The organism is Micromonospora sp. WMMD729, from assembly GCF_049315225.1.
Taxonomy (GTDB): domain Bacteria; phylum Actinomycetota; class Actinomycetes; order Mycobacteriales; family Micromonosporaceae; genus Micromonospora.
This window is the reverse complement of the sequence record NZ_CP186059.1, coordinates 6,421,936-6,443,765: the sequence shown is the minus strand read 5'-3', so window position 1 is coordinate 6,443,765 and position 21,830 is coordinate 6,421,936. Positions and strand designations below refer to the sequence as shown.

At 72.4% G+C, this 21,830-nt stretch carries 16 protein-coding genes; 8 read left to right on the top strand and 8 right to left on the bottom strand.

Going from position 1 to position 21,830, the window contains the following annotated elements:
* Nucleotides 1-39: 39 nt before the first annotated feature.
* Both ACN263_RS29775 and ACN263_RS29770 read right to left on the bottom strand, forming a co-directional pair.
* Entirely contained in the window at nucleotides 40-1,362 is a 1,323-nt protein-coding gene (locus ACN263_RS29775) for a glycosyltransferase 87 family protein (protein WP_422737519.1), read from the bottom strand.
* A 78-nt stretch (nucleotides 1,363-1,440) separates the two neighbouring features.
* Nucleotides 1,441-3,960 carry a putative bifunctional diguanylate cyclase/phosphodiesterase gene (locus ACN263_RS29770; protein WP_422737518.1) on the bottom strand — a complete coding sequence of 840 codons (2,520 nt, stop codon included), beginning with the start codon at nucleotides 3,958-3,960 and terminating at the stop codon, nucleotides 1,441-1,443.
* A 958-nt stretch (nucleotides 3,961-4,918) separates the two neighbouring features.
* Between ACN263_RS29770 and ACN263_RS29765 the strand changes: the two genes are divergently transcribed.
* The 5 genes from ACN263_RS29765 to ACN263_RS29745 all read left to right on the top strand — a co-directional run bounded on the left by ACN263_RS29765 (nucleotide 4,919) and on the right by ACN263_RS29745 (nucleotide 10,667).
* Entirely contained in the window at nucleotides 4,919-7,708 is a 2,790-nt protein-coding gene (locus ACN263_RS29765) for an ATP-binding protein (protein WP_422737517.1), read from the top strand.
* A gap of 265 nt (nucleotides 7,709-7,973) precedes the next feature.
* Complete coding sequence (gene moaC, locus ACN263_RS29760) at nucleotides 7,974-8,465, top strand: cyclic pyranopterin monophosphate synthase MoaC (RefSeq protein ID WP_422737516.1); 492 nt, start codon at nucleotides 7,974-7,976, stop codon at nucleotides 8,463-8,465.
* Nucleotides 8,462-8,932: a MogA/MoaB family molybdenum cofactor biosynthesis protein gene (locus tag ACN263_RS29755; RefSeq protein ID WP_422737515.1), complete on the top strand. Its 471-nt coding sequence runs from the start codon at nucleotides 8,462-8,464 to the stop codon at nucleotides 8,930-8,932. Before moaC ends, ACN263_RS29755 begins: the two co-directional genes overlap by 4 nt.
* A 53-nt stretch (nucleotides 8,933-8,985) precedes the next feature.
* Nucleotides 8,986-10,242 carry a molybdopterin molybdotransferase MoeA gene (locus ACN263_RS29750; protein ID WP_422737514.1) on the top strand — a complete coding sequence of 419 codons (1,257 nt, stop codon included), beginning with the start codon at nucleotides 8,986-8,988 and terminating at the stop codon, nucleotides 10,240-10,242.
* Entirely contained in the window at nucleotides 10,239-10,667 is a 429-nt protein-coding gene (locus ACN263_RS29745) for a molybdenum cofactor biosynthesis protein MoaE (RefSeq protein ID WP_422737513.1), read from the top strand. Before ACN263_RS29750 ends, ACN263_RS29745 begins: the two co-directional genes overlap by 4 nt.
* Nucleotides 10,668-10,674: 7 nt before the next feature.
* On the opposite strand, the gene ACN263_RS29740 is transcribed toward ACN263_RS29745, so the two are convergent.
* Nucleotides 10,675-12,120, bottom strand: coding sequence for a glycosyltransferase 87 family protein (locus ACN263_RS29740; protein WP_422737512.1), 1,446 nt, complete (start codon nucleotides 12,118-12,120; stop codon nucleotides 10,675-10,677).
* A 215-nt stretch (nucleotides 12,121-12,335) separates the two neighbouring features.
* A complete protein-coding gene (locus ACN263_RS29735; protein ID WP_422737511.1) occupies nucleotides 12,336-12,881 on the bottom strand; it encodes a DoxX family protein in 546 nt (181 codons plus the stop codon).
* Nucleotides 12,882-13,015: 134 nt separating this feature from the next.
* Between ACN263_RS29735 and ACN263_RS29730 the strand changes: the two genes are divergently transcribed.
* A complete protein-coding gene (locus tag ACN263_RS29730; protein WP_422737510.1) occupies nucleotides 13,016-13,564 on the top strand; it encodes a GNAT family N-acetyltransferase in 549 nt (182 codons plus the stop codon).
* A 28-nt stretch (nucleotides 13,565-13,592) separates the two neighbouring features.
* Here the strand turns inward: ACN263_RS29730 and ACN263_RS29725 are convergent, their stop codons facing one another.
* The 3 genes from ACN263_RS29725 to ACN263_RS29715 all read right to left on the bottom strand — a co-directional run bounded on the left by ACN263_RS29725 (nucleotide 13,593) and on the right by ACN263_RS29715 (nucleotide 16,264).
* Complete coding sequence (locus ACN263_RS29725) at nucleotides 13,593-14,831, bottom strand: AAA family ATPase (protein WP_422737509.1); 1,239 nt, start codon at nucleotides 14,829-14,831, stop codon at nucleotides 13,593-13,595.
* 134 nt (nucleotides 14,832-14,965) lie between these two features.
* Nucleotides 14,966-15,376 carry an LppU/SCO3897 family protein gene (locus ACN263_RS29720; protein ID WP_422740873.1) on the bottom strand — a complete coding sequence of 137 codons (411 nt, stop codon included), beginning with the start codon at nucleotides 15,374-15,376 and terminating at the stop codon, nucleotides 14,966-14,968.
* A gap of 447 nt (nucleotides 15,377-15,823) precedes the next feature.
* Entirely contained in the window at nucleotides 15,824-16,264 is a 441-nt protein-coding gene (locus tag ACN263_RS29715; RefSeq protein WP_422740872.1) for an LppU/SCO3897 family protein, read from the bottom strand.
* Between the two features lie 528 nt (nucleotides 16,265-16,792).
* Between ACN263_RS29715 and ACN263_RS29710 the strand changes: the two genes are divergently transcribed.
* Together ACN263_RS29710 and ACN263_RS29705 are read left to right on the top strand one after the other, a co-directional pair.
* Entirely contained in the window at nucleotides 16,793-17,797 is a 1,005-nt protein-coding gene (locus tag ACN263_RS29710; RefSeq protein WP_422737508.1) for an EamA family transporter, read from the top strand.
* 10 nt (nucleotides 17,798-17,807) lie between these two features.
* Complete coding sequence (locus ACN263_RS29705) at nucleotides 17,808-18,437, top strand: prepilin peptidase (protein ID WP_422737507.1); 630 nt, start codon at nucleotides 17,808-17,810, stop codon at nucleotides 18,435-18,437.
* A 150-nt stretch (nucleotides 18,438-18,587) separates the two neighbouring features.
* Here ACN263_RS29705 and ACN263_RS29700 read toward each other — a convergent pair whose 3' ends face one another.
* Complete coding sequence (locus tag ACN263_RS29700) at nucleotides 18,588-21,788, bottom strand: UvrD-helicase domain-containing protein (RefSeq protein WP_422737506.1); 3,201 nt, start codon at nucleotides 21,786-21,788, stop codon at nucleotides 18,588-18,590.
* Nucleotides 21,789-21,830 lie beyond the last annotated feature (42 nt).

The window sequence follows — 21,830 nt, the reverse complement described above, 5'->3', positions numbered from 1 at the left end:
CTTCAGGTGTACGCCGTGTGGCGTCGTTGTGCCCGCCGGTTAGGCCGATGTGGCCCGACCGGGCAGGTGCTCGGGCGTCGGGGCGGCCGGTGTGGTCTCCGGGCGGTGCAGGGCGGGGGCCCAGACGAGCAGGGCCACCGGATAGAGCAGGTAACCGAAGCGGGTGGAGGGCATGAGGGCGATGGCGGCGAGTAGGCCGTACCCACAGATCGCGGCGGTGGTCGCGGCGGTGCCGGGCGGGCGGCGGGCGAGCCGGACGGCGATGGCCGCACCGGCCGCGACCAGCAGCGCGGCGGCGATCAGCCGGCCTCCGGGCAGGGCGGCGGCGATCAGTTGGCCGGGGAACGGGGACTGTGCCGGGCTGGTGACCAGGCCGTGCCCGAGCGGGAAGCGCAGCACGTTCTCGGTGAGGGCGGCGCGGTCGACGAGCAGTGCCGGGAGCAGTGCGAGGACGGGTAGCCCGATCGCGCCGGCCGCGACCCGCGCGCCGGCTCGCCGGGTCAGACCCCAGACGATCAGGACCAGGGCGATCGGCCAGGCGAACAGTTTCAGCGCGCCGGCCAGCCCGACCGCGAGGCCGGCCCCACCCGGCCGGCCGGCGGCGGCGAGGGCGAGGGCCAGCAGGCAGAGCGCGAGTACGGGTAGGTCGTCGCCGCCGGTCGCCAGGGTCAGCGCGCAGACGGGGAGGACGGTGGCGGCCTGTACGCCTCGCAGCAGCGCGGCGTCGCGGCGGTGCGTGGCGTCGAGGGTGGCGGGTGCGGCGCGCAGGGCGGCCACGGCCAGGGCGAGCGCCAGTGCGGTGCCCAGCGTGAACCAGACGCGGGCGTCGGTCCACCATCCGTCGACGAGAGCCCGGGGCAGGCCGAACATCGCCATGCCCGGCTGGTACGGCGTGTAGCCGAGCAGTTGTTCACCGGGCGGCAGGGCGGCGATCGCGTCCCGACCGAGGTACGGCGTGCCGTGGTCGAGCAGGCGGCTGCCGGCCTGCTCGACGACCAGGACTTCTTCCTGCGCCCGGTCGGTGCGTCCGGTGGCCCGTTCGATGCTCTGCCAGAGCACGGGGACGAGGGCGGTGGTCACCCAGGCGAAGCCGGTCACCACCCAGCGGGCGGCGAGTCCGGCCAGCCGTGGGCTGCGTCGGCGGACCAGGAGTTGGACGACCACCGCCAGCGTCGCGACCAGGTACCCGGTGGCGGCGACGGCACCCCAGGCCCGGTGCGGCAGGAGGGTCGAGGTGGCCGCGGTGATCGTCGCGAAGACTGCCGACACGGCGTAGAGACCCAGGTCGAGGGCGAGTCCGCCGGCGGCGGTGTCGAGTGTCCGCCAGCGCTGGGGGCGGGCGGTCGGGGCGTCGGCGGTCACGGGCGTCAGTCTGGCAGATCTCGCTGCTCACCCGGTTGGCCGTCCGGCTGCGGCCCTGGTCGGGGCGCCGGTGCCCGGTCAGGCCGGGAGGTGGCGGTCGGGGCGGGAGCGGCCGGCCTGGCGGCGGCTCTGGTTGAGGCGGATCACCGCGCCCGTGTCGTGCAGTGGCCGCGCCAGGGTTCCGGGCTGGCCGCCCGAGCCGCGTTGCAACGCGGCGAGCAGTGTCCCGGCCGGCATCGGTCGGGCGAACAGGTGGCCCTGACCGGCCGAGCAGCCCAGCTCCCAGAGGGCGCGTCGCTGCGGTTCGCTCTCCACCCCTTCGGCGACCACCGCCAGGTTGAGGCTGCGGCCCAGGTCGAGGGTGGAACGGATGACGGCGGCGGCCTCGGCCGAACTCTCCATGGTCGTGACGAAGCTGCGGTCGATCTTCAGCTCGTGCACGGGTATCCGGGAGAGCAGCGAGAGAGACGAGTAGCCGGTGCCGAAGTCGTCGAGCGCCAACCGGACGCCCTCGTCGCGGAGCCGGCTGAGCACCCGGTCGACCACGTCGAGTTGGCTGAGCGTCAACGTCTCGGTCAGCTCCAGCACCAACCGCTCGGGCGGGAGGTCGTGGGCCCGTAGCCGGGCCAGCACCGAGCCGGGGAAGCGTGCGTCGAGCAGGCTGCGCGGCGAGACGTTGACCGCGACCGGTACGTCGAAGCCGGCGTCGCGCCAGTCGGCGGCGGCGATCAGTGCCTGGTCGAGGATCGCCTCGGCGAAGGCCGGCAGCATGCCCGAGCGCTCCACCGCCTCCAGGAAGCGCAGCGGGTCGATCAGCCCGTGGGTGGGGTGGTGCCAGCGGGCCAGGGCCTCGGCGCTGGTCACCTCGCCGGTGCCCAGGTCGACGATGGGTTGGAAGTTGACGATGAACTCGTGGTCGGCGACCGCGCGCGGCAGGTCACCGCCGAGGGTGAGGCGGTTCAGGTCGGCGGTGTCCCGGGTCGGGGCGTACGTGGAGATCCGCTGCCCGGCCCGCTTCGCCTGGTACATCGCCACGTCCGCGCGGCGCAGCAGTTCGGGCATGCCGCCGCTGGCGGGGGCCACGGAGATCCCGCCGCTGGCCTCGACGCTGATCCGCATCCCGTCCAGCTCGAACGGCTCGTGCAGGGCGGCCAGCAGCGTCTCGGCGCGGTGGGCGGCCACCGCCGGGGCCGGTAGCCCGCGCAGGAGTACGGCGAACTCGTCGCCGCCGAGGCGGGCCACCAGGTCACTCGACTGGGCGACGCCGCGCAGCCGGTCGGCGACCTGGACCAGAACCTGATCACCGGCGGCGTGGCCGAGGGTGTCGTTCACTTCCTTGAAGTGGTTGAGGTCGATCAACACCAGCGCGGTCACCCCGTCGGCGTGCCGGGCGCTGAGCTGCTCGGTGCCCTGATCGAGCAGGTGCCGCCGGTTCGCGAGGCCGGTGAGCGCGTCGTGCGCGGCGGCGTACGCGTGCTCGTCGGCCACCCGGGCCAGCTCGGCGTACGCCTGTGCGTTGCGGACCGCCGTGCAGAGCGCGGAGGCGAAGGTACGCAGCGTGTACTGCTCCCGCTCGGACAGCTGCACCGGGCCACGGAAGCGCAGGCGCAGGACGCCGACGTCGACGGAGCGGTCGTGGCCCTCCAGCGGGGTGGGCACGACGGTGCCGTCCACCTCGGTGGGCGTGTCGGTGGGCCCGTCGAAGGTGATGCCGCCGGTGGCGCCCCGGACGGTACGGCCACCGTCGTGCAGCTCGATCTCGACCTCGTCGGCGGAGAAGAGTTCGGCGGCCTGGGTGACGGCGGTGGTCAGCACCTTGTCCAGGTCCACGACGTTGAGCGCGTCGGTGGTGCGGGCGAGTCGCTGCCACGCCTGCTGCTCGGTGCGGGTTCGAATCCTCGTCGAGTAGGCGAGGTGCAGGCTGAGCACGAGCGGCGGGACGGCCAGCAGGAGTTTGAGGTTGGCGTCGAGGATCAGCAGTGTGCAGACCGCCACGATGAACCGGACGGCGAAGCCGGCGAGCCGGAGGTCGAGGTTGCTCCGGAACTGTCGGGAGATTCTCGTCCCCGAGGCCAGCGCGATCACCGGTATGGCCAGTACGTCGTCGACGAGGGCGGCGACGAGGTAGGCCAGGGCCAGGGGCGCGATCAGCGCGATGGTTCCCTCGGGAGGCCAGGTCCAGCCCGTCATCGCCAGAGCGATGCCGGCCCCCCAGGCCACCAGGACGTTCTTTCCGACGCTGAACGCGAGCTTGATCGGCAAGGCACGGCGAGGGGTGAGCGCGATGCCCGCAGCGGTGCAGAGCACCACCACCGGTGCTGGGACGATCGCGAGGCCGACGACGATCGCGGTCTCGGTCCAGCTGATCGAATGGGTGGTGGATCGGATCCGTACCCGCGCCTTGACCAGGTTGCCCAGCGTGATCGTCGCGGTGAGCACCACGATCAGGGCGATGTCGTTCGAGGTGGCGGTCGTTCCGTAGCGTACGGCGGACGGAAGCGACGTGGCCATGATGACCGCCGCCGCGACGACGACGAGACCGACGAGCAGCCGTAGCCGCTGATCGGTCTCAATCTCTCGTCGCTGAGGAAGGGTCACATCACCCCCGGAGGACTGACTCCGTCGCAGCCTACCGCCCGGAATCGACGACGTCCTCCGTCAAACCGTTCAGTCCCACTCGCTGCCGCGCATCGCGCTGCTCCTCTCGACTGCCGGGTCGATCTACCCGAGGACCGGGGATCTTCCTACGAAAGGCAGCCTAAGAGGCGGATGGGCAATTAAGTTAGAATAAATGTCGCTATGCGCAATATTAGTCAAGCTGGCATGCTTTTGTCACGGTCTGTCCACCTGTCTTGGACGGAGTGCGGTCACCGCTTGCAGATATGACCCCCCGTGTCGGTTCCCCAGCTAACGGTATTGCTCGAAGATTGTGTTCACGCTATTCCCACCAGGATGAAGCCTCTCCCCGGGATGCCTCATCCGAAGTTTGGTCAGGAGCGAAGACGGGTCAGTCGGAGTTCATCAGGAGGGCGCTCGACGGGTGAATTGTCGATCGGGCTTTCGGTCTCATCCAACGGGCCCCGAGCGTCCACCTTCAAGGGTTTGCCGGGGTGCAACTTGCTGGTCACACGCTGCGACGTGCCGCCGCCCGGGAACCGTCCGCGAGCGACGGTCCCTCACGGCCCACCCCGCCGCCGAGCGTGCCGGATCGTAGGCTTCGTTGCGTGACTGATTGAATACCCGGTGACGGCTGGAGTAGGGGACGGTGGAGATTCGGCTTCTGGGCGGCCTTTCGGCGCAACTTCCAAGCGGCACCCTGCGCACGGGCACTCCCAAACAGCAGGCAATCTTCGCAATGCTCGCGGTGCAACCCGGCCAACTGGTGAGCGTGGACGAACTCGTCGACGAGCTATGGGCCGACCGTCCGCCGCGATCCGCGGTGGCGAATGTGCGGACGTACGCCGCTAATCTGCGCCGAGGCTTTGACGCGTTGCAGCCCGGGTGCGGAGCTATCGTGCGGCAGCGGAACGGCTACCGACTCGACGCGCAGCCACACATGATTGACGTTTTCTGCTTCGAGTCGGAGTCGAGTTCGGGTCGACAGGCGCTGGTGGCGGGCGACCTGGAGCAGGCCGGTCAGCTGCTGAGCCGTGCCCTGGCCAGGTGGTCGGGCCCCATGCTCGCCGGTGTTCCGCTCGGCCCGGTCCTGAAAGCCCGTACGGTCGCGGTCGAGGAAGAGCGACTGTTGTCGGTGGAACTGCTCGCCGACGTCCACCTGCGTTCCGGTCGAGGTGATCTGGCGATCCCGTCGCTGCGGGAGGTGGTCGCGCGCCATCCGCTCCGTGAGCCGACGTACCTGCTCCTCATGCGTGCCCTGCACGAGCGCGGGGACAACGCCGAAGCGCTCGTCGCGTACGACGAGATCCGCAAGCACCTGATCACGGAGTTGGGGGTGAGTCCGGGCGCCAACCTCGAAGAGCTGCGGCGCAGGATCGCCGCAGCGCCAAACCGCGTGGATGTTCCAGGTCGGCGCGAGAGCACGGTGCGACGGGCGACCACCACCGCACCCGTGCCGACGGGCGACCCGACGACCGGTCGGTCGCCCGCAGTCGACCCGGTGGACCATCTGCCCCGGTCGGTCGTCGACTTCGTCGGTCGCGAGGCGGTGGTGTCGCGGCTGCTCGCGGAGACGCGTCGTGTCGAGGACCGCGTTCCGGCCGTGCACGTCATCGACGGGATGGCCGGCAGCGGCAAGACGACGCTTGCCGTGCATCTGGCCCGTCGACTGAGTGACAGGTATCCGGACGCCCGGCTCTACGTCGACCTGCGCGGGCATGGTGCCAAGGACGCGATGGAGCCGGCGTCAGCCCTGGTTGTCCTGCTTCGCCAGCTCGGGGTGCCGCCCGAGCGGGTGCCGGTCGACCTGGAGGACAGGGCCGAACTCTGGCGACGCGAGCTGGCCCGGCGGAGGTCGGTGATCATTCTGGACAACGCGGCCAGCAGCGACCAGATCCTCCCCCTTCTGCCGATCGAGCCGACCGCCGTCGTGCTGGTGACGTCGCGACGTCGGCTCGCCCATCCTGATCTCGGGGCGTCGCAGTCCCTGCCGGTCATGTCCTCCGACGAGGGCGTAGAGCTGTTGGCCCTGAGCGTCGGCCGGGAACGGGTCGACGCCGAGCCGGAAGCGGCGGTCGAGGTGGTCCGGCGCTGTGGCCGTCTCCCGCTGGCGATCCGGCTGGCCAGCGCCCGGTTGGCCCACCGCCGCGGTTGGCGGTTGGCGGACCTGGCCGCACAGATGGCCGGCACCCCCTCGGTTCTCCTCCGGCTGGGCGGGGAGAACAGCACGGTCGCCAGCGCGTTCGCTGCCTCCTACGGGCCTCTTCCCGAGTCGATCAAGCGCGTCTTCCGCTTCCTGGGCCTGTACCCGGGCAGTCGGTTGAGCCCGCCCGTGGTCGCCGCGCTGACCGGCCTGACGGTGGCGGAAGCGCAGGTGGCGCTCGACGACCTCACCGATCGGCACCTGGTGGAGGATCTGGACTCGACCCACTATCGCCTGCATGACCTCGTGCGCCAGTACGCCGTCGAACTGTGCTCGCACATCGACCCCGCCGTCGATCGGCAGGCCGCTCTGCGACAGCTCTTCGATTTCGTGCTGGCAGCGACGCTGCGGGTCGCCGAGACGCTCGAACCGGGCGTGATCGGCTCCCAGTTCACGCGCCTCCCGTTCGGCCGCCCGGAGTTACTCGAGTCCGTCGGAGAGCCGGGCGTCGAGTGGTTGGAGACGGAACGGACCGACCTGGTGACGATGGTGTCGGCAGCACAGGATTCCGGCTTCCCCGAACACGCCTGGCGGCTCGCGCGTTCCCTCTGGCGTTTCTGCTACATCCGCGGGTACTTCGAGGACATCATCCGAGCCCATCGGTACGGACTGGCCGCCGCAGAGGCGACCGGAGACGCCGACGCCATGGGGTTGATGAACAACTACCTGGCCTCAGCATACGTTCGTACCGGTGACAAGCAGAACACTCTCGACTACCTGTCCCGCGCGGTCGAACACTTCCACCGGTCAGGGAACGTGCTGGGTGCTGCGCGATGCCGTGCCAACCTCGCCGCCGTCTATCTCTGGAGCGGCCACCTCAACGAGGCGGTGACACTTGGCTTCGAATGCCTGCGCGACACGGTGTACGGGAACGCCGGAGCGCCGATACTGCTGCCCAACCTCGGTCTGGCACTCATGGCTCTGGGACGCCACGAGGAAGCGTTACGGTTGCATCGTCTACACCTGGCGTGGGCACGGACCAACTCCGACGAGTTCCACATGCTCAACGCGCTCAGTCACATCGGCTCGGCGCGCACTCGGATGGGGGATCACTCCCAGGCGATCCGGATCCTCATGGGCTCGTTGGCGATGCGTGACCGCACCGGTCACCGATACGCCGAGGCTGAGGTTCGCATCGATCTCGGCATCGCCTATCGCGGTCTCGGGCGGCTGGTCGAGGCGCAGCAGCAACATGAGTCGGCCCGGATTCTGGCTGCCGAGGTCGGCGAACGGCACATTGAGGCCGTGGCGTTGAACGAGTTGGCCGAAACACTGCGAGCCCGTGGGCGGGACCATGAGGCAGCCGAGATGCACCGCGAGGCCCTGCGTCTGGCGACCCGGATCGCGCACCCGCACGAGCAGGGGCGGGCACTGGCCGGGCTGGCCGAGCACTTCGCCCCCGTCGATCCGGCCGAGGCCCGGCGGCACTGGGAGCGGGCCCTCGCGATCTTCCGTCGGATGGGCGTGCCGGAACGCCTCGACGTCGAGCGAAAGCTCGCCGAACTGGACGCCGAAGCAGGTCGCTGACCTGCTCGAACATCGCTTATCGATTTCTTATCGCCGGGCTCGGTAGCTTCTCACACGTATCGACGAACGGGGGAGGTTCTGCCCCTGGGCAGAACCAGGTCGTCGAGACACGCCCGCCACCGGGTCACCCCCCAGCGACGCCGGTGGCGGGTCCGGCCAGGAAGGGGTGATGGCCCGGTGGACGCGCCGTCGCACCCGGCGCGCTGCTGGGCCGTCGCCCCTTCCGCGCGCCCACGCGTCGTACCGCACCGATAGGCTCACGGCCGTGACCGAACCCGCGCAGCTCAGCCACGTCGACCGGACCGGCGCGGCCCGCATGGTCGATGTCTCCGCCAAGTCGGTGACCGGTCGGCTGGCCGTCGCCGCGGGCCGTCTGCGCACCACGGCAGAGGTCATCGACCTGCTACACCGTGACGGGTTGCCCAAGGGTGACGCGCTGGCGGTGGGCCGGCTCGCCGGCATCATGGGGGCCAAGCGCACTCCGGAGCTGATCCCGCTCTGCCACCCGATCGCCCTGCACGGCGTCACCGTCGACCTGCGACTGACGACCGACACCGTGGAGATCACCGCTACCGCCCGCACGGCCGACCGGACCGGAGTCGAGATGGAGGCGCTGACCGCCGTGGCGGTCGCCGGCCTCGCGCTCATCGACATGGTCAAGGCGGTCGACCCGGCGGCCTCGGTGGAGGCGGTCCGGGTGCTCCGCAAGGAGGGCGGCAAGACCGGCGAGTGGGTCCGACCGGAGGACCGGCCGTGATCCGGGCCCGGGTGATCGTGGCGTCCAATCGGGCGGCGGCCGGCGTGTACGCCGACACCAGCGGGCCGCTGCTCGTCGCGGGTCTGCGCGAGTTGGGCTGTCAGGTGGACGATCCGGTGGTGGTGCCCGACGGCGAGCCCGTCGGCGACGCGCTGCGGGACGCCCACGCCGACGGTGTCGACGTGGTGGTGACCAGCGGTGGCACCGGCGTCACGCCGTCCGACCGCACGCCGGACGTGACCCGGGCGCTGCTGGACTACGAGATTCCCGGCATCGCCGAGGCGATCCGGTCACACAGTCGAGAGCGGGTGCCCACCTCGGTGCTGTCCCGGGGGCTGGCCGGGGTGGCCGGCCGGATGCTGGTGGTCAACCTGCCCGGCTCGACGGGCGGCGCCCGCGACGGGCTGGCCGTGCTCGGGCCGATCCTCAACCACACTGTCGACCAGTTGCGTGGCGGTGACCACTGAGCCGGTCGTCCCAGGCCCCGCCACGCGTCGGTCGGTGCCGATAGGCTCGGTCGGTGCGAACGGAAACCACACCAACGGCGGACCAGGTGGCCGCGCCCCCGCCGGCCGGGTGGGAGGAGGCGCGGTCCCGGGTGTACGCGGTGGGCCTTGCCGCCGCACTGCCCGCCGTAGCCCGGCCACTTGTCGACACCGATGGGCTGACCCTGGCCGAGCCCCTGACCACCCGCACCGACCTGCCCGCGTTCCCGACCTCCAGCGTGGACGGCTGGGCCGTCCGGGGCGACGGGCCGTGGCGGATCGTCGGCCGGGTGCTGGCCGGTAACACTCCCGCACCGCTCACCGACGACGGCACGACCGTCGAGATCGCGACCGGGGCCATGGTTCCGGCGGGCGCCAGCGCCGTGCTGCGCGTCGAGGAGTCCACCGTCGCCGACGGCCTGGTCAGCGGCACGCCCCGGCGGACGCCGGAGTGGCGGCAGCCGGGCGAGGAGGCGTACGCCGATGAGGAGCTCCTGCCCGTCGGCACGCCGGTCGACCCGGCGGTGATCGGCCTGGCCGCGTCCTGCGGGCACGACACGCTGCGGGTCCGGCGCGCGCCGCGCGCCGCGCTGCTGGTCTTCGGTGACGAGCTGCTGACCGCTGGTCCGCCCGGGGCGGGCCGGGTGCGGGACGCGTTGGGCCCGGCGGTGCCGGCGTGGCTGCGGCGGTACGGCTGCCAGGTCCGGCCCTCGGACGTGGTGGGACCGGTGGCCGACACGCTGCCCGCGCACGTGGCGGCGTTGCGGGCGGCGCTGACCAACGCCGACCTGGTCTGCACCACCGGCGGCACGATGCACGGTCCGGTCGACCATCTGCACCCGACCCTGGAGGCGCTCGGCGCCGACTACGTGGTCAACACGGTGGCGGTCCGGCCGGGCTTCCCGATGTTGCTGGCCCGGCTGGTCGATCCGGACGGACGGGTCCGGTTCGTCGCCGGTCTGCCGGGCAATCCGCAGTCCGCCATCGTCGCGCTGGTGTCCCTGGTCGCGCCGCTGCTGGCCGGCCTTACGGGTCGTTCGATGCCGGTGTTGCCGCAGGCGACCCTGGCCGAGGCGGTGCCCGGTCGCGGCGACCACACCCATCTGGCGCTGGTTCGGCTGGACCGGGCCGCCGGCACGGCGTACCCGGTGCGGCATGTCGGCTCGGCGATGCTGCGCGGCCTCGCGGGCGCCGACGGGTTCGCCGTCATCCGGCCCGGCACCAGCGGCGCGCCGGGCGACCGGGTGCCGATCGTGCCGCTGCCGCTGCTGCCCGGGGAGCGGGCGTCGTGACCGCGCCGGCGATCACCGTCGTCGAGGTCACCGACCGGCCCCTGGACCTCGCCGCCCACGAGGCGGCGGTCTCCGACCGGCGGGCCGGTGCCGTCGTCTCCTTCCAGGGCGTCGTCCGCGACCACGACCACGGGCGTGCGGTGGTGAGCCTGGACTACGAGGGGCACCCGAGCGCCGTGCAGGTGCTGCGCGAGGTCGCCGCCGAGATCGCGGCCGACCCCGACGTGTACGCGGTGGCGGTCTCGCACCGGGTCGGCCCGTTGGCCATCGGTGACGTGGCGCTGGTCGCCGCGGTGAGCACGGCGCACCGCGCCGCGGCCTTCGCCGCGTGTGCCCGGCTGGTCGACGAGGCCAAGGCCCGGTTGCCGATCTGGAAGCGGCAGGTCTTCGCCGACGGTACCGAGGAGTGGGTCAACTGCCCCTGACCATGCCCTAGCGACGGCCGTTGACCACGACCGCCCGGGCGAGTCGTTCGCCGTAGAAGGCCGGCTCGGCACCGGGCCGCCAGGGCAGGGCGGCGACCAGCACGATCAGGGCCAGCGCCAGCGAGTTCTCCATCAGCGCCCCGAACAGGCCGTCCTGGTAGTGCGACACCTCCGGCAACTGGTGCTCGTACGGCCAGATCGGGGAGACCAGGAACAGCAGGTAGAGCCCGATCGCGGCGACGCCGTGCCGGAGCCCGGTCAGCGTCGGATACCAGATCGGGGGGCGCAGGGCGTTGAGGCCGCTCAGGCCACCGAACGCCGACCCTTGGCCGGTGCGCTGCGCGAGGCCCCTGCTCGCCTCGCGGCGGCGTACGGCGGCGTCGGCCAGCACGATGATCGCCGGGATCACCCAGACGAGGTGGTGCGTCCAGGAGATCGGGCTGATCACGTTGGCGGTCAGGCCGACGAGCGTGAACGCGGTCAACTCGTCGCCGTCGGCACGCGAACTGGCCGCCCGGGACAGGCCGAGCGCCAGGATCAGCACCGAGAAGGCGAGCCAGAGCAGGCCGGGGGTCTCGATCGAGTCGTACAGGCGGGCCAGCAGGCCGGCGAGCGACTGGTTCGGCGTCATGTCGGCCGCGCCGACCCGCTCGGTCTGCCAGAGCACGCTGCCGAAGTAGGTGCGTGACTCGTCGCCGACGATGGCGAACGTTCCGATGGTCACGCCGATCGCGGTGCCGGTCGCGGTGGCCGCCGCCCGCCACTGCCGGGTGATCAGCAGGTAGCCGATGAACAGCGCCGGGGTGAGCTTGACGGCGGTGGCCAGGCCGATGCCGGTGCCCGCCCAGGCGCCACCGTAGACGAAGCGCAGCAGCGGGCCGTCGGTCGCGGCGTAGTGGGTGCCCCGGCGGGAGCGCCAGCGCAGCCCGATGAGGTCCGCCATGATGAGCGCGAACAGCAGGAGGTTGACCTGGCCGTAGCCCAGGGTCTCGCGGCTGGGCTCGATGGCGACGGCGAGCGGAACGGCCAGGGCCACGGTGAACCACAGTGGCCACGCCAAGCGGTCCACGATGGGCCGCAGCAGCCCGGCCAGCACCAGTGCCAGCGCGGCGATGCTGGCGACGGCGTTGACCATTCCGGCCGCGCCGATCGGGAGCTGCGCCATCGGCAACATGACGAGCCCGGCGAACGGCGGGTAGGTGAAGCCGAGCGTGGTGCCGGGCGCGATGAACTCGTAGAGCTCGTGACCGCTCGCCCACCACACCACCGCACCGTGGTAGATCTTCATGTCGAAGAAGTTGTACGGTCGCCCGAACTCCCCGATGGCGAGCCATGCGGCGTAGGCGACGGCGACCACGAGGGCGCCCCGTACGACATTCCTGCGATCGATCCCCCGGGTCATGCGCTGAACTGGGGCGAGGCGGTCCGCCCGTCTACCGACAGTCGTCGGCATGGCGTGGCCACCCCCGTACCAAGGTCGTCCTAGCCTTCCAGGTCCTGCACGGAGCCTAGAACGGCGCCTCACGTCAGTGCCTCCCGCGTTATGCGACCGTGTCCGATCCCACACATGTTTTTGACATTTCCACCGCGTTAACGCCTACCGGGTGGTTCAGGTAATTCGCGGCCTTAGCGGGGGGTGGGGGTGCGAACGAGAGGCATCGAGGCAGGTCAGCCTGGTAGCCGGCGTGCGGTCGCCGCCGAGCGGACGGCGATCCGTGCCTCGCGGCGGGCGGTGCGTACGGCGCGCTGCACGGAACGTCGAGAGTGGCCGATGCGGTGACCCGTACGCCATCGCATGCCGGGCTTGCCGCCGGTGTCGACGGCCGCGAGGAGGAGACCGCCGAGGAGCCCGAGATTCTTGAGGGTGTGGATCTGGTTGTTGTTCTTGGCGATCGGGTCGTCGTTCTTCCAGAACGGATGCCCGGCGATGGTCACCGGCACCAGGGTGCCGGCCAGGACCAGTGCGGCGGGCCGACTGAACCGCCCGGTGGCGAGCATCAGGCCCGCCCCGACCTGCGTCGCCGCGTTGAGCCGGATCAACGACTCCGTGTCGGTGGGGAAGTTCGGGTGCGCCTTGCGCAACAGCGGCGCGACCTTGTCGGTCACCGGCTTGGCGGTCTCCGCCAGCCGGTGCGGGTTGCGGAGGTTGCGGTAGCCCTGGATCACGAAGATGCCGCTCAACATGGCGCGGGCGAGGGAACGTACGGGCGTCATGGATCAGTCATACCCCGTCGCGGCGTTTGCTACCCGGGCAACCGTCGGATCCGGATCGGTCGGCGTGCCCGCGCGCCACGCCGAATCGAGCGACCATCGCTGATGGACGGGGCGTGACGGGTAACGTCGCGCGGGTGACGACGCTACGGCTCCGCCCCGAGGACCCGGCCGACGCCGGTCCGGTGCGTCGGGTGCTGGCCTCGGCGTTCGCCCGCCCGGAGGTGCAGACGCCGCCGGAGGTGGGACTTGTCGACGACCTGCGGGGCACCGACGCCTGGCTGCCCGAGCTGGCCATGGTCGCCGAGTACGGCGGCGAGGTCGTCGGGTACGCGCTGCTCACCCGGGTGCGGGTACGCCCCGAACGAGGTGCCGTGGCGCCGGCCCTGGCACTCGGGCCGGTGGCGGTGGCGCCGCACCGACAGCGGGTCGGGCACGGCAGCGCGGTGGTGCAGGCCGCCCTGGACGCCGCCACCGAGTTGGGTGAGCGGCTGGTCGTGGTGCTCGGCGACCCGGCCTTCTACCGTCGCTTCGGCTTCGGACCGGCCGCCGAGCTGGGTCTGAGCAGCCCGTGGGCCGGTCTCGGCGAGCCGTGGCAGGCGTTGGTGCTGCCGCCGTCCACCAGCGAGGAGGGCGCCCCGCCGCGCGGCGAGGTGGTCTTTCCCGCGCCCTGGTCCCAGGTCTGACGCGCCGGCGCGGCCGGCGGTAGCGCGGTCAGGCCGGCTGGGTGCGCAGGTAGCGGCCGAAGTGTGGGACGGTGAAGGCCACCGTGCCCCGCTCGCCCGAGTAGATGAGCCCCTTCTTGATCAGCGCGTCCCGGGCCGGGGAGAGGCTGGCCGGCTTGCGGCCGAGGGCGCGGGCGATCTCGGCGGTGGGCACGGCGGCGTCCATGTCGTCGCGGACCGCGTCGCCGGCCTCGCCCTCCACCAGGGACAGCGTGGCCATCGCCCGCATGTACTCCCGTTCGGCCGGGGTGGCCCGCTCGAACCGGGAGCCGAAGAACCCGACCGCCAGTTCGGCCTCGGCCTCCGGCGCGGCGACCCGGACGTCCGCCGCGGTGACCGGCGACCGTGGCGCATGGTCCCAGGTCGCCTTCCCGTACGCCTGGACGAAGTACGGGTAGCCGCCGGACTTCTCGTAGAGCAGGTCGAGCGCCTTCTGCTCGTACTCCACCTCCTCGCGCTCGGCCGGTGCGCAGAGCGCCTGGTCGGCGGCGATCCGGTCGAGCCGGTCGATGCGCTGGTAGCGGAACAGCCGTTCCGAGTACGACTTGGCGGCGCTGAGCACCGCCGGTAGGTGCGGGAGCCCGGCGCCGACGACGATCAGTGGGGCGCCGAGCTGGGACAGTTCGTGGCAGGCGGCGCAGAGTGCCGAGACGTCCTCCGGCCCGACGTCCTGCATCTCGTCGATGAAGAGCGCGATGCCGGTGCCCACGTCGCTGGCCACGGCGGCGGCGTCGGTGAACAGTTCGACCAGGTCGATCTCGATGTCGCCGGAGTCGGCCCGACCGCTGGCGGCCGGTACGTCGATGCCGGGTTGCCACCGGTCACGCAGCTTCGGCGCGGCACCGCGACCGGCCGGCGCGGATCGCTGGGCGAACGCCTTGAGCACCCCGAGGAAGGCGTCGATCCGGTCGGGGGCGCGGTGGCGTGGTGCGAGTTCGCGGACCGCCATGTGCAGCGCGGCGGCGACCGGGCGGCGCAGTGACTGGTCCGGCCGCGCCTCGATCTTGCCGGTGCCCCACAGCCGGTTGATCGCCTGGGATCGCAGGGTGTTGAGCAGGACGGTCTTGCCGACGCCGCGCAGCCCGGTGAGCATGAGGCTGCGCTCGGGCCGGCCGCGGGCGATGCGTTCCAGCACGATGTCGAACACGTCCAGCTCGCGCCCCCGCCCGGCGAGTTCGGGTGGGCGCTGGCCGGCGCCCGGGGCGTACGGGTTGCGGACCGGATCCACGCATCGCAGAGTATCGGGCCCTCTAGCTGCGAAGCTAGATATGGATAGATGAGGCTACCGGCGTGTCGAGGTCGTCGATACAAAACTAGGGCTGTCTAGCGTCCACGCTAGACAGCCCTAGTTTCGGGAATCGACTACCGCTTCTTCAGGCAGAGCACGTAGTCGAACAGGTCGATTGAGTTGTCGTGCACGTAGTTCGCGGTCGCCTGCGGCGCGAGCGTCTGGCAGCGGTCGCCGTCGGTGGTCGCCGGGATCCGCAGCAGCACCTGGTAGGTGTTCGGGCCGCACGGCACCTTGCGCAGCTCCGCGTCCGCCTCGGTGCCGTCGTTGACCACGCAGTCGCCCTTGGCGAACTCCTCCTCCTCGTCCGGCGACGGCAGCACCGGGCTCGGCGCATCGCTGGGCAGGCCGGGAGGGACGACGGGGGCGGTCGCGGACGGCGCGGGCGTGGTGTCGTTGTCGGCGTCGGCGATGCGCCAGGCCGCCCAGCCGGCGAGGCCGAGGCAGGGACAGAGCAGAAGCAGCACGACCAGACCCACGATCAGGGCCACCTTCCGGCCGCTCCGGCCCGCGGGAGCGGCCGGCGGCATCGGGTACGCGCCGGGCGGCGGCCCCCACGGCGGCGCCGGCTGGCCGGGGGCGGGCGGGAACGGCCCCGGCGGCACGTCCGACTGCGTCGGCTGCTGCGGCGGAGCGTTCCACTGCGCCGGTTGCGGCGGGGCGTTCCACTGCGTCGGCTGCGGCGGGGCGTTCCACTGCGTCGGCTGCTCCGGGCCACCCCACTGTGCGGGCTGCTCCGGGGGCGCCCACTGCGAGGGCTGCTCCGGGGGCGCCCACTGCCCGGGCTGGGGTGGTGGTGGTCCCCACTGCGGGAGCGTCGGATCGACCGGTGGCGGGCCGCCGGGACCGGTCGGCGGACGCTGGTACGGGTCGTCCGGCTGCCCGGAACCCGGTGGTCCGTAGGTCGTCATGTCATCCCCAGGGGTGGGTGGTCAGCGCTGCTTCAGGCAGAGCACGAAGTCGAGGGTGTCCAGCTCGCTGTCGAAGAAGTACCAGTTCGTGTAGCCCTCCACCTTGGCGCACTTGGCCTCGGCGTCGCGCTCACCGCTGGTCGCGCCGTCGATCCGGCGCAGCACCTCGTACGACTTCGGGGCGCAGCCGCTGATCAGAAGCTTGGGCTTGCCCCCGGCCACGCCGTCGTTGCGGACACACTGTCCGACCTTGACGAACCGCGGGTCGGCCGACGACTCGGGCGCGGCGGCGCTCGGTACCGGCTCGTCCGGCTCGTTCGCGGCGGCGCTGGGCTCTGCCGCACCGGCGGAACCGGTCGGCGCGGCCGTCGTCGGCGCCGGATCGTCCGACCCCCGCAGGAACCAGTACGCGCCGCCGCCGGCCACCAGCAGCAGCACCACGACGGCCAGTACCGCGACCAGCGGTCCCCGCCCCCGCTTCGGAGGCGCGGGTACGGGATCGTCATCGTCGGGCCGGTAGGACGCCGGGCCGTAGCCCGGGTTGCGGTCGGCCGGGTACCCGCCGCCGTACGGCCCCGAGGCCGCACCGCCGTACTGTCCGCCCGCGTCGCCGCCGTACTGCCCGCCTGCTCCACCGCCGTACTGCCCGCCGGTGCCGCCGCCGTACTGTCCGCCTGCTCCGCCGCCGTACTGGCCGCCGCCGTGGGGCGCCGCTGGTGCGCCGCCGTACGGGCCGTCGCCGTAGGGGCCGGGTCGCTGCGACGCCACCGGGTAGGGCTGGACCGTCGGCGGGTAGGGCTCCGCAGCCGGCGGATAGGGCTGCTGCGGCGGCCGGTTGGGCGTCTCGTCGGGCCGCTGCCCACGCCACGGGCGTCCGTAGCCCTCACCCGGTGGTCCGTAGTTCGTCATGCCGCCCTCCTGCGCAAGTGGTGAGAGGCCGGCCACCAATGCGCGACGCCGACTCCGAGGTCACCGTAGCGTGGTCCACCGATGAGCTCATCTCCACCGAGCGCCGCCGCCGCATCCGGCCGCCGCGCCGACACCGCCCCGAGCCTGGTCTGGACCGCGTTGATCGTGGTCTACCTGCTGTGGGGCTCCACCTACCTGGCCATCCGGATCACGGTGGAGACGGTGCCGCCGCTGCTGTCCGCCGCCCTGCGGTTCGCAGTGGCGGGCCTGGTGCTCGCGGTGGTGCTGCGGCTGCGCCGAGGGCCGGGCGCCCTCCGCGTGGGGCGTCGACAGCTCGGCTCTGCCGCGCTGGTCGGTGTGCTCCTGCTCGCCGGCGGCAACGGCCTGGTCGTGCTCGCCGAGTCCGGACCGCCCGGCGTGGCGCTGCCCTCCGGCGTCGCCGCCCTGCTGGTGGCGACCGTGCCGCTGCTCGTGGTGCTGCTGCGGTCGGCCACCGGCGACCGGCCGCCGCTCTGGACGTTCGCCGGGGTCACCGTGGGCTTCGCCGGTCTGGTGCTGCTGGTGTTGCCCGCCGGCAGCGCGAAGGCGGTGCCGCTTGTCGGCGCGCTGACGGTGGTGGCGGGGGCCGCCGCCTGGTCGGTCGGGTCGTTCCTGTCGGGACGGATCCGGATGCCCGCCGACCCGTTCGTGGCGACCGTGTACGAGATGGCGGCCGGCGCGCTGGCGCTGGCCGTGGTCGCCGCCGGCCGGGGCGAGCTGCGGGACTTCCACCCGTCGACGGTCAGCGCCCGGTCCTGGCTGGCGCTGGGCTACCTCATGGTGGCCGGTTCGCTGGTGGCCTTCACCGCGTACGTCTGGCTGCTGCAGAACGCGCCGATCTCGCTGGTGTCGACGTACGCGTACGTGAACCCGGCGGTCGCGGTGGCGCTCGGCGCGCTGCTCGTGGCCGAGCCGATCACGCCGCAGGTGCTGCTCGGCGGGGCGGTCATCGTCGCCGGGGTGGCCCTGGTGGTGAGCACCGAACGTCCTCGACGGCCGGGCGCGGGATCCCGTTCGGGGGCCACGCCGCCCGAGGGCCGCCGGTAACGTCCGGTCCATGTCGGCGGCTGCGCTGGTGGGGGTGGCGTTGCTCGGCGGGCTGGTCGGTCTCGTCGTACCCTCGCTGGCCCGGCGGTTCGTCGACCCGCCGGCCCGGCGGATCGGGTCGGCCTGGCTCTGTCCGCCACTGGCGGTCGTGGTGTTCGTGGGGCTCGCCACCGTGCGGCGCGACGACCCGGCGCTGCCGGTCCTCGTCGCGGTGGCGGTGGTGGGGTTGGTGCTCGCCCTCGTCGACCTGGCGTGCCTGCGGCTGCCCGACGCGCTGGTCGTCGCCGCCGGCACGTTGGCACTCGGCGGGCTGACCGGGGCGGCGTTGCTGGCCGGCACTCCGGGGCGGCTGGTCGGTGCTGTGGTCGGTGCGGTTCTCGCCGGCGCGGCGCACGTGCTGCTCGCCCTGCTGCCGAGATCCCGGCTCGGCTTCGGGGACGTCAAGCTCGCCGCGGTCCTCGGACTGCCGCTCGGCTGGCTGGGTCAGGACGCCCTGCTCACCGGGCTTCTGCTGGCGCACCTGCTCCAGGGTGGGCTGGTGCTCGGGCTGCTCGCCACGCGACGGGTACGCCGCGACACCCTGCTCCCGCTCGGTCCGGCCCTGCTCACCGGCGCGTGGCTCGGCGTGCTCCTCGGTTGAGGTCGGGGCCCGCCCGTGCCGTGCGCCGGCCGCCCGTGCTGGGACCTGGCCCGGCCGCCTGTCGAAAGAGCGTGATGCCTCTGAGTCATCTTGATGCCTCTGAGTCATCACGCTCAACGTGCCAGCTGGCCCCCGCGCTCCCCAGCGGGATCAGATCAGGCGGAGTTGGCGGTCCTTGGGGCGGCGGGGTTCGGTCTCGCCGAACCGCTCGAACAGGCCCGGGTCGATCGCGGCGAGGAACGGCGAGGGCGGACAGTCCCGTTCCACGCCGTGCCGCGTCCGCCGCGCGGCGTGGCTGACGTACAGCCGGTCCTGGGCCCGGGTCAGGCCGACGAAGAAGAGTCGGCGCTCCTCGGCGACCGCGTCCTCGTCGGGCGTCGCGCCGGGCCAGCGCAGCGGCAGCAGCCCGTCCTCGGCACCGACCAGGAAGACCACCGGGAACTCGAGACCCTTCGCGGCGTGCAGGGTCAGCAGGGTGACCGCCTCCGCGCGTGGGTCGAGCGCGTCCACCTCGGCCCCGGTGGCCAACTGCGACAGGAACGCCTCCACGTCGTCGCCGCACCGATGGGCCAGCGGGGTCAGCAGGTCCACCGCGGCGCGGACGTCCTCGGGGCGGACCCCGCTGCCCCCGCCGTCCAGCGTGGGCACCGCGAACCGCTCGGCGACCACCTGACCGGCCAGCCGCACCCGGGCCGCCAGGGACCCGGCCAGCCCGTCGGCGTGCCGCAGCTCGCGGGCGATGGCCGCCACTCCGGGCCGGTCCCGCAGGCGGTCGTGCGAGCGCTTCTGCACCGGAATGTTGGCCCGGGTCAGCGCGTCCACGATCGGAGCGGCCTGCGCGTCGGTGCGGTACAGCACGGCGATGTCGGAGAACGACAACGTCGTGGAGCGGCCGTCGATCCGGCCCGAGTCCAGCGACCGGTGCGACAGCCCGCCGACCAGTTCGTCGACCGTCCGGACCACGAAGTCGGCCTCGTCGGCCACGGACGACGCCGGATACCGACCGACCAGCGGGGCTTCCGGGTCGAGCCGGGCCGGATCCAGTCGCCGTCCCTGGACCAGCGAGGATGGCGCGATGGCCTGCACGGCGGCGGCCAGGATCGGCGCCGACGAGCGGTAGTTGCGGTTCAGTCGGACCAACCGGGCGTCCGTGAAGTCCTGCGAGAAACGCAGGAAGTAGCCGACGTCGGCGCCCCGGAAGGAGTAGATCGCCTGGTCCGGGTCACCGATCGCGCACAGGTTGCCGTCGGCGGGGCTGAGCAGCCGCAGCAGCTCGTACTGCACCGCGTCGACGTCCTGGTACTCGTCGACGAAGATCCACCGCCAGCGGTCCCGGTACCGCTCGACCAGCTTCCGGTCCGCCCGCAGCAGCTCCACCGGCAGGGTCACCAACTCGTCCAGGTCCACCAGGTCCTGCTTGCGCAGCAATGCCGTGTAAGCGGCGGCATCGTCGCCGGCCTCCGACCGGGCCGCCGCCCGCTCGGCGTCGTCGGCGATCCGGAAGCCGGCGGGCAGGCCCGCCGCGTCGGCGTTCTCCCGCAGGATGGTCAACCCCAGCGCGTGGAAGGTACCCACGGTGACGTCCTCGGCGACCGGACCGAGCAGCCCGTCGAGGCGGTGCCGCAGCTCCTCGGCCGCGCGACGGGTGAACGTGATCGCCAGGCAGTGCTCCGGAAAGACGTTCAGCTCCGCGCAGAGGTACGCGATCCGGTGGGTCAGCGTCCGGGTCTTGCCGGTGCCCGGTCCGGCCACGATGAGCAGCGGCCCGCCGGGGGCGGACGCCGCCACCCGCTGCATCGCGTCCAGGCGGTCCAGCAGGCCGGTGCCGACCTCCTCCATGCCGGAGAGCATCGGCTCGAACGGTTCGTGCGGTGACGGCGGCGGCGCGATCGGTGGTGCGGGAGGCGGGGTCGACTTGCGCTTCGGCTCGGCCTTGGCCGCCGCCGGGCGCTTGGCCGTCGCGCGAGCCGCCGGCTCCGCCGGCCGTCGCTGCGCCGGCACCGACACGGGTACGTCGAACAGCGTCTCCTGTGCCGTGCCCGCGCCCCTGCCCAGCTCCGTCGGATCGAACAGCGTGATCACCCCGTACTCGCCGTCGTAACCCGGTACCCGGCGTACGTCGCCTCGCCGCAGCCGCCCGATCCCCTCGGCGAGCAGCTCACCACCGGCCTGCGCGATGTCTGCCAACGGCGTGGTCGTCAGGATCTCCAGCTCGGGGCCGAGCGCGGCGAGCAGTTCGTTGAGTCGCCCCTCGACCTTCTTCGACCGGGGGCCCACCTTGTTGATCTCGCCAAGGATCTCGGCGAGCGGCACCAGATGGGTGACGTCCCGGGCGTGTGCCGGCCGGTGCCCCTCGGGACGGTCGGCCAGTTCCTCCACGCGGCTGAGGACACCCACGGTGAGCGGCTTGCCGCACTCGGGGCAGCGGCCCTCGGCCGCCCGGGTCCGCTCCGGGGACCAGTTGACCCCGCACAGCCGGTGCCCGTCCGCGTGGTACTTGCCCTCCTCGGGAAAGAACTCGATGGTGCCGGCCAGGCCGACACCGGTACGCAGGGCCTCCCGGACGGCGAAGTAGTCCCGCTCGGCGGTCAGCACCGTCGCCTCCCGCCCGAGCGCCGGCGGCGAGTGCGCGTCCGAGTTGGAGACCAGTTGGTAGCCGTCCAGGCTGCCGACCCGCCAGTTCATCGCCGGGTCGGAGGAGAGGCCGGTCTCCACGGCGAAGATGTGCTCGGCCAGGTCGGCGTAGCAGTCGGCGATCGCGTCGAAGCCGGACTTCGAGCCCAGCGCGGAGAACCACGGCGTCCAGATGTGCGCCGGCACGAGATAGCCGTCCGGGCTGGCTTCGAGGGTGATCTCCAACAGGTCCCGCGAGTCCAGGCCGAGGATCGGTCGGCCGTCGGAGCCGAGGTTGCCGATCCGCCCGAGAGCGGTGTTGAAACGGGCCACCGCCGCCAGGTCGGGCAGGTAGATCAGGTGGTGCACCTTGCGGGTGCGGTCGTCCCGCTTGTAGATCGTGGAGATCTCCACACTCAGCATGAACCGGACCGCGTCCGCGTCGGTCGTACCGGCGAGCCGTGGCGGCAACCGGCGGGCGATGTCGCGCTCCGCCTCCGGGCTGAGCCGGTAGAGCCCCGGCTCGGCCGGGCGCAGCGAATCCACCAGGTGGTCGTACCAGGCGGGGTGGGTGAAGTCGCCGGTGCCGAGCAGGGCGATGCCCTTGCGCCGCGCCCACCATCCGAGGGTCGGCAGGGTCAGGTCGCGGCTGCACGCGCGCGAGTACTTCGAGTGGATGTGCAGGTCCGCGACGAAGGGAGGGAGGCCACCGGGGGGTACGGCGCTGAACGGGGGCACGCCGCATCCTGTCACGCCCGCCGCGCGGGCCGCCCTGCGCCA

Bases quoted from the DNA above. Each gene is read 5' to 3' on its own strand.
- ACN263_RS29765 (WP_422737517.1), top strand. From the start codon at position 4,919: ATGATTGACGTTTTCTGCTTCGAGTCGGAGTCGAGTTCGGGTCGACAG.
- ACN263_RS29740 (WP_422737512.1), bottom strand. From the start codon at position 12,120: ATGCCGACGACTGTCGGTAGACGGGCGGACCGCCTCGCCCCAGTTCAG.
- ACN263_RS29735 (WP_422737511.1), bottom strand. From the start codon at position 12,881: ATGACGCCCGTACGTTCCCTCGCCCGCGCCATGTTGAGCGGCATCTTC.
- ACN263_RS29710 (WP_422737508.1), top strand. From the start codon at position 16,793: ATGAGCTCATCTCCACCGAGCGCCGCCGCCGCATCCGGCCGCCGCGCC.
- ACN263_RS29705 (WP_422737507.1), top strand. From the start codon at position 17,808: ATGTCGGCGGCTGCGCTGGTGGGGGTGGCGTTGCTCGGCGGGCTGGTC.